This is a genomic window from Bradyrhizobium sp. Ken01, assembly GCF_055807355.1.
The window spans coordinates 63,702-75,881 of sequence record NZ_JBVVPC010000013.1; the positions used below are offsets into that span (position 1 = coordinate 63,702).

Genomic DNA, 12,180 nt, shown 5'->3' on the forward strand with positions numbered 1-12,180 from the left:
AGCCGCTTCTCGGCTTCCAACGCGTCATCGCGATTGCTCCGATTGCACCGAATTTTGGGGCATGACGCGCGATGTCGTCGGCTTGTAGACTGGCGCGCGACGCGGCAGGTTACGGCCGCACCTTGCATGAGGGAATGAAAGATGCAGCGCCGCTACATCACCGTGGACGTGTTCACCGACCGCGCCTTCGGCGGCAACCAGCTCGCCGTGGTGCTCGATGCCGGCGGGTTGTCGACCTCGCAAATGCAGTCGATCGCGACCGAGTTCAACTATTCCGAGACGACCTTCGTGCTGCCGCCGCGCGACAAGGCGAACGATGCCGAGGTGCGCATCTTCACGCCTGTCAGGGAGCTCCCTTTCGCTGGCCATCCCAATGTCGGCACCGCTTTCGTGCTTGCCTCGATTGCGAAGGAGCCGAAGGCGCGCCTGCGGTTCGAGGAGAAGGCGGGCCTGGTGCCGGTCGATATTGTGCGAGAGCAGGGCCACGTGATCAGCACCGAGCTCACCGCGCCGCAGCCTCTGGCGCGCCTGTCGCAATTGTCTGCCGCGGATGCCGCGAGCTGGATCTCGCTCGGTGCCGACGACATCAAGGTCGACCGTCATGCGCCGCAGGTCGTCAGCGTCGGAACGCCGTTTCTGGTGATTGAGGTGCACTCGCGCGATGCGCTGAAGCGGGCGAGGTCTGACGCGGCGGCCTTCTCCAAGGTATTTCCGTGCGACGGCGCGTTCGCGGCGTGGTTCTATACCCGTGACGTGCCCGCGGCGGAGGCGCCTTGCGAGCGGCAGGCGCGCATGTTCATGCGCGGTGCCAGCGGCCTCACCGAGGATCCCGCCACCGGCAGCGCGACGGTCGCGGCCGCCGCGCTGTTCGCCGAGCTCGATCCTGTCCGCGAGGGCGAGTTGAAGCTCACGGTCGGCCAGGGCTTTGACATGGGGCGCCCGAGCATCCTCCAGACGCGCGTGCGCAAGCAGGACGGCAAGATCGTCTCCGCCCATGTCGGCGGGCAATGCGTGCAGATGATGGAAGGGACGTTTAAGCTGGCGGGGGAGGGATGATTTTCGTCCTTCCGTGGCGCGCGTAGCGCGAGCCCCGGAGTGACGAGCAGTTACACCTGCCGCCCCGCCAAATTCTTCACCGTTACGCCATCGCGATCCTCGATGATCTCCGCGATCATCTGGCGGTGGCAATGGGTGTGATCGCGCTCGTAGCACAGCAGGCACACGGGACCGGCTTTCTTCACCAGCGCCGAGAGCTCGTCCATCTGCTCCCGGGCCTCCGGCGTCTTCAGGTGCTTTGAGAAAATCTTCTCCAGCACATCGTATTGCCCGCTGCGGGCGGCGAGGCGGCCTTCCTTGGGCGTTCCAAGCGCAGCGAGGTGGACATAGGCGATGCCGCGTTCATCGAGGCCCGCGGACAACTGCTTCTTGGAAAAGCCGGGCCGCCGCGAGGACGTCACCGCGCGCACGTCGACGACGAGCTTGACGCCGGATTTCTCCAACTCGTCGAGCACTGCCTTGGGCGGCGTCTGCTCGTAGCCGATGGTGAAGAGCTTTTTGGCCTTTGCCATGAGACACACCTTTAGCGAAACACCTCAGCTCACCCGCGCGATCAGTTCCATTGCGCCGGCTGGTGCGCGCACCTTGCCCTCATGGATGACATAGGCGAACACGTCGCGCGGCTCCTTCTTCGGCTTGGCCTTGTCAACCTTCGGGAGGTCGTCGGGTTCATTTCCCTCGGCCCAGTTCTGAAAGCGCTTGGCCCAGGCATCGAGCTGCTTCGGCGGATAGCATGTCTTGATCTCGTCATTGCCCTTCTGCAGCCTGGCATAGACGAAATCGCCGGCGACGTCGGCGATCGCTGGATATTTGCCGTGCTCGGCGAACACGACCGGCGTCTCGAATTCGCGGATCAGCGTGACGAAATCCGGCGTGCAGAAACTGTCGTGACGGACCTCGACGACATGGCGCAACGCGCGTCCGTCGAGCCTGCGCGGCAACAGCTCGAGGAATTTGCCGAAATCGGCGCCGTCGAATTTTTTGGTCGGCGCGAACTGCCACAGCACCGGCCCAAGACGATCGCCGAGTTCCAGCACGCCGGAATCATAGAAACGCTTGATGGAATCCCCGGCCTCGGCCAGCACGCGCCGGTTGGTGGCGAAGCGCGGCCCCTTGACCGAGAACACGAAGCCATCAGGCACCTCGCTCGCCCATTTGCGAAAGCTCTCCGGTTTCTGCGAGCCGTAATAGGTGCCGTTGATCTCGATCGAGGTCAGCTTCGAGGCGGCGTAGGACAGCTCCTTGGCTTGCGTGAGCTTCTCCGGATAGAACACCCCGCGCCAGGGCTCGAAGGTCCAGCCGCCGATGCCGATGAAGATGTTGCCGGATTTTTTGGACGCGGTTTTTGCTTTGGCCACGGGAGGATCTCGGATGACGGGAGGAGGGCCTCCATCCTAATCAAACCAGTTGTGATTGGCCAGTTGCGACGTCCCGTCTAAGCTCGCGACGGGATCTGCGAAAAATGGAGAACAAGATGCGGATGCTGATGGTGGGAGCGGCGCTCGTCGTGATGACATCTGCTGCCATGATATCTTCAGTCATGGCCGACGATGACGATGCCAAGGGTGCGCAGAAGCTCGCCATGCAGGGTCGCGACGATTATTGGCATTGCCTGGCGCGGGAATATTCGCGCGACGGCAATCAGGGCCTGTCGGAACAGGACTTTGGCCGCTCCGTCGCCGGAGCCTGTCCGTCAGAGCGACAATACTACCGGGTGGCACTGCTCGATTATCTCACCACGCAATATCCGGCTATCGATGCCGGCGCCCATCTCGCGACCGCGAACAGGGCGGTGGAGGCCGCGCAAAAGGACATCGTGACGGCCTTCGTCAAGCACAAGCCGCCGCAGAAATAGCCCATTGAACCGGTGCGTCCGGCAAGCCCTTCCGGCAGCGCGCTCATCCATGGTATCACTGGGCGCATCTGGAACAGGGATGGGTGTCCATGTCGTCTGAGTCGGTGGGGGGCATTTTGGGCGCGATCGTCGCGGCGATCGTGCTTGCGGTCGCCGTCGTCTTCGGGCCGATCGGCCAGTACGGCAAGCCGCCCAAGCCCGCGAAGGCCGAGCCGGCCGGGGCTGCGGCGCCGGTGGCCCCTGCCGCACCCGTGCCGCGAGGGCCGGTGATCAAGGAAGTCCCGAACCAGTAAGGGCGTGAAAAAGGCCTCTTTCGCCCCTTGTAAAGCCGCGTTGCCGTTCCCATTTAGGTTCTGACGGCGACGTTGAGCGGAAACTCCGGCGCTGGAACGACCTTGGAATAGCACAGGCTGCGCCGGATGTACGCGCGGTCCGCCGTTCCGGGGTCGTTGGCATTTTAGGGCCCCTTTTGGGCCGCTCCCCAGAGAAACCCCCGGCTCGCCAGCGCAAGTTCTTGGCAGCACAGGACGCGGCGGATATACGCTGCCGTCATGAATGAAGCGATCAGACCGGGCTCCGAGATCCAACAGGCGGCTTCGCCGGCGCCGGAATTGTCGGTCGTCGTACCGACCTTCAACGAGCGCGACAATGTCACGGTGCTGTACCGGCGGCTGGAGGCAGCGCTGGCCGGCATCGCCTGGGAAGTCGTGTTCGTCGACGATAATTCGCCTGATGGCACCTGGGACGTCGTGCGCGCGTTGGCCCAGCGCGACAGCCGGGTGCGCTGTGTCCGCCGCATCGGCCGCCGCGGCCTGTCGGGGGCCTGCATCGAGGGCATCCTGGCCTCCAGTGCGCCCTATGCGGCCGTGATCGACGCCGACCTCCAGCACGACGAGACGCAACTGCCGAAGATGCTGTCGCTGCTCGCGAGCGGGCAGGCCGAGCTCGTGGTCGGCAGCCGCTACATCGAGGGCTACAAGAGCGAAGGCTTCAACAAGCAGCGCGCCGGCGCCAGTGCACTGGCGACCGAGGTCGCGAGGAAGATGCTGCGGGTCGAGATCGCCGACCCCATGAGCGGCTTCTTCATGGTTCGCCGCGACCGCTTCGAGCAGCTGGCGCCGAAACTTTCCGTGCACGGCTTCAAGATCCTGCTCGACCTCGTCGCCAGCGCCAACGGCACCTTGCGCGCCATCGAAATTCCCTACACGTTCGGCGAGCGCCAGCACGGCGAAAGCAAGCTCGATTCCATGGTCGCGCTGGATTTTCTCGGCCTGGTGCTGGCGAAGTTCACCAACGATGCGGTCTCGTTACGCTTCTTGCTGTTCGCGATGGTCGGCGGGATCGGCCTCGTGGTGCATCTCACGACGCTGTTCATATCACTCGAGCTGTTCAAGGAACCGTTCGCGGAAGCGCAGGCCTCCGGCGCCATCGTCGCGATGACCAGCAATTTCGTCCTCAACAACTTCCTCACCTATCGCGACCAGCGGCTGAAGGGCTTTGCGCTGCTACGCGGCCTGATCGCGTTCTACATCGTGTGCAGCGTCGGCCTGCTCGCCAATGTCGGCGTTGCCTTCTCGGTCTACGACCAGGAGCCGATCTGGTGGCTTGCGGGTGCGGCCGGGGCGCTGATGGGCGTGGTGTGGAACTACGCGATGTCCGGACTGTTCGTCTGGCGCAAGAAGTAACTCTCGATGGGCGGGGCTGACGCGCGGATCGTCCGCAATACGGCGCTGGCAATCCTTGCGCTGGTCGGCTTGCGGCTCGTCGCAGCTGCCTTCACGCCGATCACTTTCGATGAAGCCTATTACTGGATGTGGTCGCAGAACCTCGCCGGGGGATATTACGACCACCCGCCGATGGTTGCCTACGTCATCCGCGCCGGCACCCTGATCGCCGGCGACACCGAACTCGGCGTCCGCCTGGTCTCGATCCTGCTCGCGCTGCCGATGAGCTACGCGATCTATCGCTCCGCCGCGATCCTGATCGGCGGCGCGCGGGTGGCGGCGACCAGCGCCATCCTGCTCAACGTGACGCTGCTGGCCTCGGTCGGCACGCTGATCGTCACGCCCGATGCGCCGCTTCTGGTTGCCTCGAGCTTCGTGCTGTTCTTTCTTGCCAAGGTGCTGGAGAGCGGCCGCGGCGTCTGGTGGCTCGCGGTCGGCGCAGCCGTCGGCGCGGCGCTGCTGTCGAAATACACCGCGATGTTCTTCGGGCTGGCGATCCTGATCTGGCTCGCTGCCGTGCCGAAACTGCGGCACTGGTTTCTCTCGCCCTGGCCGTATCTCGGCGGTTTCGTTGCGCTTGCGCTGTTCTCGCCGGTGATCCTCTGGAATGCCGATCATCAATGGGTCTCGTTCGCAAAGCAGCTCGGGCGCGCCAGGATCGAGGATTTCCGTCCGGTCTTCATTGCCGAGCTGATCCCGACCCAGATCGCGTTCGCAACCCCGCTGGTGTTCATCCTCGGCGCGATGGGGCTGCACGCGCTGACCTGGCGCCGGGCCGGCGCGCTCGCCTCGCGCGTGCTGATCGAGACGATGTTCTGGACCATCGTCGCCTATTTCGTCTGGCATTCCCTGCATGCCCGCGTCGAGGCCAACTGGTTCGCGCCGGTCTATCCGCCTTTCGTCGTCGCCGCCGCCGCCGCCAATCTCGTGCAGTGGAAGCCGCGCCAGCGCCGCTTGGTGGATTTCTGCCTGCGCTGGGCCGCACCCACCGGCATCGTGATGTTTGCCGCGCTGATCGTGCAGGCCAATACTGGCTGGCTGTCCGGCTATCGTCGCGATGCGACCGTGCGCAGCGTCGGCGTCGGCTGGCGCGAGCTCGCTGCCGAAATCGAAGCGGTGCGCGCCCGCAATGGTGCGACCTGCGTGCTTGCGCCGGACTACGGCACGACGGGCTGGCTCGCCTTCTATCTGCCGCGCGGCAGCTGCGTGGCGCAGCAGAATCAGCGCATCCGCTGGGCCAACATGCCCGAGCCCGATCCAAAGCTGCTTGCAGGCAAGCTGATCTATGTCGACGAACTGCGCTCTGACGGCCATCCCGCCGTCCACGATCTCTTTGCGAAGGTGACGCAGGTCGCACAATTGCAGCGCAAGCGCGGCCCACTCGTGATCGAAACTTACAGCATCGATCTGCTCGAAGGCGCCAAGGGCGACGTGCTGGACCGCTCGCCGCCGCGGGAAGCGCGGTAGCTCTTCCTCGGAACGGCGACGAAGGTTCAGTCGATCATCTCGGCCTTGGTCGTGGCCTGATTTGGCCTGTCTTGGTCGCGCCAGAACCAGACGGTAACGACGCCGGAGCGGCCGCGGACCTGCGTGAGCAGGGGACCCGACAGAACGCCGTCGGGAGCGCCCTGGAAATCGGCGGCGTCCAGCAGCGTATCGCTGAGCGCGACTCGCGCGCCGTTCTGGACGGCGACCTCCATCAACCGGCTCGCGACGTTGACGGTGTCGCCCGTCGCCGTGATGTGCTGATGGCTTTCGCCGAGGCGGGAGGCCACGATCGGGCCGAAATGCGCGCCGATCTTGAAGCCGAGCTGATCCCTGATCGCAGGCGGCAACGACGCGATCCAGCGTTCGACGCCGCGGTGCAGGTCGATCGCGCATTTTAGCGCGCGTGCGGCGTCGTCGGGCATTGCGCCGGGCAGGCCGAACAGGATCATGGCGCCGTCTCCGAGAAAGCCGCTGATCATGCCGCCGCAATCGACCGCGGTCTTCTCGATCAGTGCGTGAAACGCCTTTAGAATGTCCTGGAGCTCGCTTGGATCGATCCGCTCGCTCAGCGCCGTGAAGCCCGAGAGATCGATGAAGACCACCGCTGCGTCCTGCCGTACGGGCGTCGACAGGAAATTCGGATCGCGCGCTAGCCACTCCTGCACGGCCGGCGCCTGGAATTGCGCGAGCGACCGGCTCTTTGCCGCGAAATATTGCGTGCGGCGGCCTCCCGCCCACAATTGCACGCCGGCAAAGACCGCAACCGGCGGCACTGCTGCGGCGAGCGTGGTCGCGGCGTTCAGCCAGATGCCGTGCGTGAACGCGAACAGATTGAAGCCGGCCCAGGCGATCATCACCGCGGCCGCGGCGACGATGCCGAGCGTGCTGCGCCGCCAGGCGAGCAGGCCCACCAGCAGCATCGGCAACAGGATGGCGATGAGTGCGTCGGCGATGTGGACCTTGCGGTCGCGCACGATGCTGTCGCCGGCGACGAGATGGGTGATCGCGGTGGAGACCACTTCGACGCCCGGCATCAGGGAATCGAACGGCGTCGGGTAGAAATCACCGCCGCCGGCGACCGAGGCGCCGATCACGACGATCCGGTTCTCGATCGCCGCGCGATTGAGCGTGCCGTCGAAGATGCTCTGTGCGCTGACGGTGCGGATGGTCCGGCGCGGGCCGTAATAGGTGATCGGCAGCGCGAAGTCGGTATCGGTCGGCACCGCGCGGTCGCCGAGCATCAGATGGTCCGGCGCGATTGTCAGCGACCTGTCGAGCGCGCGCGCCGCGACCCGCAACGGGAAGGACAGCTCGACCTTGTCGCTGGTCCGGAACAGCATCGGCACCGAGAGCGGCGAGCCCGATTGTCCGGTCGCAACGTTGACGACGCCGACTTCGGCATGATCGGCGAACGCCGGCAAGGGCAGCAGAAAGCGCTCGGCCTGCGGCAGGGCGGCGAGGGGACCTTGGCCGCTGGTCTCCACGGTCTCGCTGGCGGGGAAGATCGCTGCGGCGGCAAGAACCATGGGACCGGTAGCCAGCGTATTTGCCAGCGTGGCGTCGCCGATCGCAGCGCTGCGGTCGACCAGCAGCAGGTCGATCGCGACGACCTTCGGCTTGAACTGCACGATGGTGTCGACGATTCGGGCGAGATCGGCGCGCGGCAGCGGATAGCTGCCGCCGCGCTTCACGACGGTATCGTCGATCGCGACGATGGTGACGAGATCGGGCGGAACCCGTACGCCGCGGACCTGCGTCCGCCAATCCGTCAGCGTCGCCTCGAGGCGATCGAGAAAGCGCAGATGGCCGTTTGCGTGCCCGGCATAGATGCCCGCGCCCCACAGCGCGGTGAGGGCAAGCGCCACCAGGATCTGAATGCGTCGGCTACTCATGTGGTCGTTTTGCAATCTTTTCTATCATCCAAATGCTTTTGTCCGAGCCCTATTGACCCAGCCCCTTACTGGCCAAGTCTTATCGACCAAGTCTCGCCATCAACGCGTCGACGCGCGGCTGGCCCCATGTCTTGACCGTCAACGGGCCTGTCGCTTCCACGTCGACGCCTTCGCCGCGGCCTAATACCACGCCGCGCCCGCCGCTCCTGCGGTTCACGCCGACACGGCCGTCGGCGACGAAGACGGAGGTCTTGGCCTCTGCGACATCGACTGCCCATTTCGTGCCGCGCACCGCGGCGATCGCTTGCGGCGTCAGCACCTTGAAGGGATTGCCGCCGGGCTTCTTGGGCACCTCGACCAGCAGCGCTTTGCTGCTCAACTCCACGGAGTCTATATGTCCGTCGCGGTTGGCGTCCTTAAGTTCAAATCTGGCGCCGTTTTCCGCAACGATGGTGATGCCGTTGTCGCAGCGCCAGGTCTGCGTGCCGGCAGCGGATAGCGATGCCGTGCACCCCGCATTGGCAGGCTGCGCGGCCGCGTACCCCATCCCCAAAGACGACCACAGCAGGACAAAAAACCCCGCGTGTGCGATCCCTCTCATGCCAGCCTCCGTTTGCGTGCCAGGCACAGTTCAAGGCGATGTTGATACGGTACCGTATCACACGCAGAGGCTGCCGAAAAGTGCCGAGATCGGAGCTATTTTCTCAGCACGGGCTTTTCCAGACCGGTGCGATCAAGTTTCGGTCAGGGCGCCCCGTGCGATGCGCGTAAGCGGCGAGCCACGAGAGATGGACGCGGGCTATTGCACACCAGCCTGGCGCAATGATTCCCCGTTAACGTCCGGGTATTGAAGACCACGAAAACGACTTGGTTGGTGCGTTTAGAGAGGCGGCCAAAGACGTTCGCCGACCTCAGCGATCCAGCCGAGAATTATAGTTAACAGGCGCGCCTAAGTCCGTAATCCTGCGGGCTTTTTCCCAAAATGGGACGACCTGAACGGGTTGCCTCACATCCGCCAGAACTTAATCCGCATTTAACTAAAAGTGGCCTTAATGACGCTCCGACCCTCTGCGAGATGCTGTTCCCGGATCGTGACCAGCGGCGCTTCGAAGGGGGACTGAGTGACACTGTTCTGGACGCAAGGCGAATGAGTACGAGTATCGCTGCGCAAGGCATCGCGGCACGAAAGTCCAAAGGATTCTCGAGCACTTCTTATCGGAAGCCTTCCCGGAAAATGACCAGCCAAAACGTGCTTGGCGCCGCCGTGATTGGCTGCCTCGTGCTTGGCGCCGGCTGGACCATCTATAGCAACATCTTTGCCGCCAGCGTCTATCCGACCGTCGGCAGCAGCGGCTACGACGAGCCCGTGATCAAGCGCGCGCCCAGGGTCGCGCTGCGCGAGGCCGGTGAGGCCGTCAAGGAAGCCTTTGCGCTCTTGCCGGACCGGTTGCAGGTGGCTGCTCCGATCTCACGCGAAATGTTCAACGATCGCTTTGCCGCGGCTGCGACCCAAGGCGTGACATCGAATGCGGCCAGCGCCGCGACCGCAACCAAGGTCGCCGAAGCCAAGGACGCGCCGAAACCGAGCGTGATCGCGAGGGTCGCGGAAGTCCTGAAGCCAGGTGCCGCCAGGATCGCTGACGCTGCGAAGTCCAAGCGCGGCGCTGACGCGCCGGTGCAGCTGGCCTCGGCAGATCCGGCCGAGATCGTGCCGGCGCCTGAGGCGAAGCCAAAATCGATTGCCGATCGCGCCAAGGCTGCGGTGATGTCGATCACTGGACCGCGTCAGTCGATGGTGGAAAAGCTCTGGGGCAAGCGCGAGCCGTCCGGCGGACTGCTCGCCTATGCGTCGGCCGACGCCAGCGTGACCGCGTCCATCGCGCCGAGGGAGCAGAACCCCATGCTCGGCGGTTCGGCGCCCTATGAGCGCGACACCGCGGTCTACGACATCTCCGCCAAGGCGGTTTACTTGCCCGACGGCACCAAGCTCGAGGCGCATTCCGGCCTCGGCTCCAACCTCGACGACCCGCGCTCCTCGCGCGTCCGCATGCGCGGCGTGACGCCGCCGCACATCTACACGCTGAAGCCGCGCGAGGCGCTGTTTCACGGGGTGCCTGCGCTGCGCCTGACCCCGATTGGCGGTGAGAGCGCGATCTACGGCCGCGACGGCCTGCTCGCGCACACCTTCATGCTCGGGCCGAATGGCGATTCCAACGGCTGCGTGTCGTTCAAGGATTATTACGCGTTCCTCGACGCCTACCGCAACAAGGGCATCCGCAAACTCGCGGTGCTGGCGCGCGTGGACTAGGCTCAGTCAATTCGAGATCACGCAAAAGGGCCGCTTGCAGCGGCCCTTTTCTGTTTCGCTTCGCGGGTGCGTTTTAGGCCGGCCAGCACTGCCCGCCGCCGTCGATCCGCAGCACCTGGCCGGAAACGAACGCGCCCATGGGACCGGCGAAGAACTCGACGACGCGCGCGACCTCGTCAACGGTCGCGATGCGGTCGAGCGTGCCGATCTCGACCATTCTGTCGGGATCGACTGCGCGCGTTCCGAGAAAGCGGCCGGTGCGGGTATCTCCGGGCGCGATGCAATTGACGGCGATGTCGTAGGGACGGAGCTGGTCGGCCAGGCATCGCGTGTAGTGGGTCACGCCGGCCTTCGACACCGCATAGATCGAGCCCTGGGTACGCCCCTTGAACGCGGCGACGGAGCCAAGCGTGACGATGCGGCCGCGTCGGCGCTCCATCATGCCGCGCGCGACTGCCTGGCATGTGAGGATAGTGGAGAGCAGGTTGCGCTCCAGCACCGCGCGAACATCCGCCTCTTTGATGTTCACCGCATCGTTCGGATCGGGCTTGCCGCCGCCGGCCGCGATGTCGCCCCCGGCATTGTGCACGAGAATGTCGATCGGGCCGAGTGCCGCTTCGCTCTCCGCGATGACGCGCGCGATGTCCTCGCCCTTGGTGAGATCGCCGAGCACGCGCTGGCTGCGAACGCCGAATTCCCGTCCGATCTCGGCGGCGACCGCGGTGAGGGTGGTGCCCTCGCCATATTCGGCCGGCCCGTTCTCGCGCATGCCGTGGATGGCGACGTCAGCGCCAAGCGCGGCAAGCTTCTCAGCAAAAGCGCGGCCGAGCCCGCGCCCCGCGCCGGTCACCAGCGCAACTTTGCCCGCCAGAAGCTTGTTGGTGTCATGCGATGTCATGATCTTGTTCCTGTTGTGAACGTCAGTCTGCTGCGAGGTCGAGGCCGATCGCCAACGCCTGCACGAGGCACATCGGTGCGACAAGCGTGCGCAGCGCGGGCTCAGGCATGTCCTGGATCTCGAACACGACGCTCGCGCCCTCGACGATCGGGCTCAAAAGACTGTCAGTGATGGAAATCGTGGGTACGCCCCGCGCGACGAGTTCGGGAAACAGCCGCGCCGTATCCGGATAGTAATTTCGGAAGCTGATCGCGACCAGCGCGTCGTCTGATGTCGCCGCGTGCGACTGCTCGTGAATGCTGCCGCCAAGACCGTCGAGCAGGACGACGCGCCGCCCGAGCTTGCGCAGCACGTAGGCGAGGTGGATCGCAACCGGAAACGAGCCGCCCAGGCCGAGCAGATAGATGTCACGTGCCTTGGCGAGTATCGCGGTTGCGGTGTCGAGTTCGCGCGCATGGACGGATTGGCTGAGCGTGACCAGCGACGATTGCGCTTCGGACACGAAACGCGACAATACCGCGGCCGGTTGGCGGCCGAGCACTGACTTCTCCTGGCTCTTCATGCGGGCGAGGCGCGCCTTGTAGCTTGGCGCGACGCCGGCAACGAGACGGGAGCGGAACACCTGCTGCATCTCGGTGAAGCCGCCGAACCCGAGCGCATGCGCGAAGCGAACGATTGCCGACGGCGGCACCCCTGAGCGCTGCGCCACCTCCGCCACGGTGCCGAGTGCGACATCGGTCGGGTGATCGAGCACGAACTCCGCGATCTGCTGCAACCGGCCGGACAGCGCCCGGTGCCGCTGCGCAATCGCGCCGCGCAGCTCGTCATAACTCATGGCGCCAGCCGCCTTGTTCATCGAGTCGGATCTCCGGATCGGTCACCTATCTAACGGCATTTCACCGTTTGGATCAAATATTCTACTTTACATACCATATGGAATGAATATTCTAATCTCATAA

The 12,180-nt window shown here is 64.8% G+C and carries 12 protein-coding genes; 6 read left to right on the forward strand and 6 right to left on the reverse strand.

Annotated features, from left to right (window positions below):
- The first annotated feature begins 141 nt into the window (after window positions 1–141).
- A complete protein-coding gene (locus tag AC0L3S_RS15245; protein WP_473279612.1) occupies window positions 142–1,056 on the forward strand; it encodes a PhzF family phenazine biosynthesis protein in 915 nt (304 codons plus the stop codon).
- 50 nt (window positions 1,057–1,106) lie between these two features.
- On the opposite strand, the gene AC0L3S_RS15250 is transcribed toward AC0L3S_RS15245, so the two are convergent.
- Together AC0L3S_RS15250 and AC0L3S_RS15255 are read right to left on the reverse strand one after the other, a co-directional pair.
- Complete coding sequence (locus AC0L3S_RS15250; protein WP_473279613.1) at window positions 1,107–1,568, reverse strand: DUF488 domain-containing protein; 462 nt, start codon at window positions 1,566–1,568, stop codon at window positions 1,107–1,109.
- Window positions 1,569–1,592: 24 nt separating this feature from the next.
- On the reverse strand, window positions 1,593–2,414 hold the full coding sequence (locus tag AC0L3S_RS15255) for a DUF72 domain-containing protein (RefSeq protein WP_473258957.1): 822 nt from the start codon (window positions 2,412–2,414) through the stop codon (window positions 1,593–1,595).
- A 116-nt stretch (window positions 2,415–2,530) separates the two neighbouring features.
- Here AC0L3S_RS15255 and AC0L3S_RS15260 point away from each other — a divergent pair, with 116 nt between their 5' ends.
- The 4 genes from AC0L3S_RS15260 (at window position 2,531) to AC0L3S_RS15275 (ending at window position 6,102) form a co-directional block, all read left to right on the forward strand.
- Window positions 2,531–2,911: a hypothetical protein gene (locus tag AC0L3S_RS15260; RefSeq protein WP_473279693.1), complete on the forward strand. Its 381-nt coding sequence runs from the start codon at window positions 2,531–2,533 to the stop codon at window positions 2,909–2,911.
- Between the two features lie 89 nt (window positions 2,912–3,000).
- The gene (locus AC0L3S_RS15265) at window positions 3,001–3,204 is read left to right on the forward strand and encodes a hypothetical protein (RefSeq protein ID WP_473258955.1); all 204 of its coding nucleotides are present in this window, start codon (window positions 3,001–3,003) and stop codon (window positions 3,202–3,204) included.
- A 258-nt stretch (window positions 3,205–3,462) separates the two neighbouring features.
- Window positions 3,463–4,596, forward strand: a complete 1,134-nt coding sequence (locus AC0L3S_RS15270; protein WP_473258953.1) for a glycosyltransferase family 2 protein — start codon at window positions 3,463–3,465, stop codon at window positions 4,594–4,596.
- A gap of 6 nt (window positions 4,597–4,602) precedes the next feature.
- Window positions 4,603–6,102 carry a glycosyltransferase family 39 protein gene (locus AC0L3S_RS15275; RefSeq protein WP_473279614.1) on the forward strand — a complete coding sequence of 500 codons (1,500 nt, stop codon included), beginning with the start codon at window positions 4,603–4,605 and terminating at the stop codon, window positions 6,100–6,102.
- 26 nt (window positions 6,103–6,128) lie between these two features.
- Here the strand turns inward: AC0L3S_RS15275 and AC0L3S_RS15280 are convergent, their stop codons facing one another.
- Complete coding sequence (locus tag AC0L3S_RS15280) at window positions 6,129–8,015, reverse strand: CHASE2 domain-containing protein (protein WP_473279615.1); 1,887 nt, start codon at window positions 8,013–8,015, stop codon at window positions 6,129–6,131.
- Window positions 8,016–8,094: 79 nt separating this feature from the next.
- Window positions 8,095–8,616, reverse strand: a complete 522-nt coding sequence (locus AC0L3S_RS15285; protein ID WP_473258946.1) for a FecR domain-containing protein — start codon at window positions 8,614–8,616, stop codon at window positions 8,095–8,097.
- Window positions 8,617–9,249: 633 nt separating this feature from the next.
- Between AC0L3S_RS15285 and AC0L3S_RS15290 the strand changes: the two genes are divergently transcribed.
- Window positions 9,250–10,323, forward strand: coding sequence for a DUF2778 domain-containing protein (locus tag AC0L3S_RS15290; RefSeq protein ID WP_473279616.1), 1,074 nt, complete (start codon window positions 9,250–9,252; stop codon window positions 10,321–10,323).
- Between the two features lie 73 nt (window positions 10,324–10,396).
- Here the strand turns inward: AC0L3S_RS15290 and AC0L3S_RS15295 are convergent, their stop codons facing one another.
- Together AC0L3S_RS15295 and AC0L3S_RS15300 are read right to left on the reverse strand one after the other, a co-directional pair.
- The gene (locus AC0L3S_RS15295; protein WP_473258941.1) at window positions 10,397–11,221 is read right to left on the reverse strand and encodes an SDR family NAD(P)-dependent oxidoreductase; all 825 of its coding nucleotides are present in this window, start codon (window positions 11,219–11,221) and stop codon (window positions 10,397–10,399) included.
- A gap of 22 nt (window positions 11,222–11,243) precedes the next feature.
- Window positions 11,244–12,077 carry a MurR/RpiR family transcriptional regulator gene (locus tag AC0L3S_RS15300; RefSeq protein WP_473258938.1) on the reverse strand — a complete coding sequence of 278 codons (834 nt, stop codon included), beginning with the start codon at window positions 12,075–12,077 and terminating at the stop codon, window positions 11,244–11,246.
- Between the last annotated feature and the right edge of the window lie 103 nt (window positions 12,078–12,180).

Excerpts from the sequence above, each read along its gene's own strand:
- AC0L3S_RS15245 (WP_473279612.1), top strand. The coding sequence starts at position 142 with ATGCAGCGCCGCTACATCACCGTGGACGTGTTCACCGACCGCGCCTTC.
- AC0L3S_RS15250 (WP_473279613.1), bottom strand. The coding sequence starts at position 1,568 with ATGGCAAAGGCCAAAAAGCTCTTCACCATCGGCTACGAGCAGACGCCG.
- AC0L3S_RS15260 (WP_473279693.1), top strand. The coding sequence starts at position 2,531 with ATGCGGATGCTGATGGTGGGAGCGGCGCTCGTCGTGATGACATCTGCT.
- AC0L3S_RS15265 (WP_473258955.1), top strand. The coding sequence starts at position 3,001 with ATGTCGTCTGAGTCGGTGGGGGGCATTTTGGGCGCGATCGTCGCGGCG.
- AC0L3S_RS15270 (WP_473258953.1), top strand. The coding sequence starts at position 3,463 with ATGAATGAAGCGATCAGACCGGGCTCCGAGATCCAACAGGCGGCTTCG.
- AC0L3S_RS15275 (WP_473279614.1), top strand. The coding sequence starts at position 4,603 with ATGGGCGGGGCTGACGCGCGGATCGTCCGCAATACGGCGCTGGCAATC.
- AC0L3S_RS15280 (WP_473279615.1), bottom strand. The coding sequence starts at position 8,015 with ATGAGTAGCCGACGCATTCAGATCCTGGTGGCGCTTGCCCTCACCGCG.
- AC0L3S_RS15285 (WP_473258946.1), bottom strand. The coding sequence starts at position 8,616 with ATGAGAGGGATCGCACACGCGGGGTTTTTTGTCCTGCTGTGGTCGTCT.
- AC0L3S_RS15290 (WP_473279616.1), top strand. The coding sequence starts at position 9,250 with ATGACCAGCCAAAACGTGCTTGGCGCCGCCGTGATTGGCTGCCTCGTG.
- AC0L3S_RS15295 (WP_473258941.1), bottom strand. The coding sequence starts at position 11,221 with ATGACATCGCATGACACCAACAAGCTTCTGGCGGGCAAAGTTGCGCTG.
- AC0L3S_RS15300 (WP_473258938.1), bottom strand. The coding sequence starts at position 12,077 with ATGAACAAGGCGGCTGGCGCCATGAGTTATGACGAGCTGCGCGGCGCG.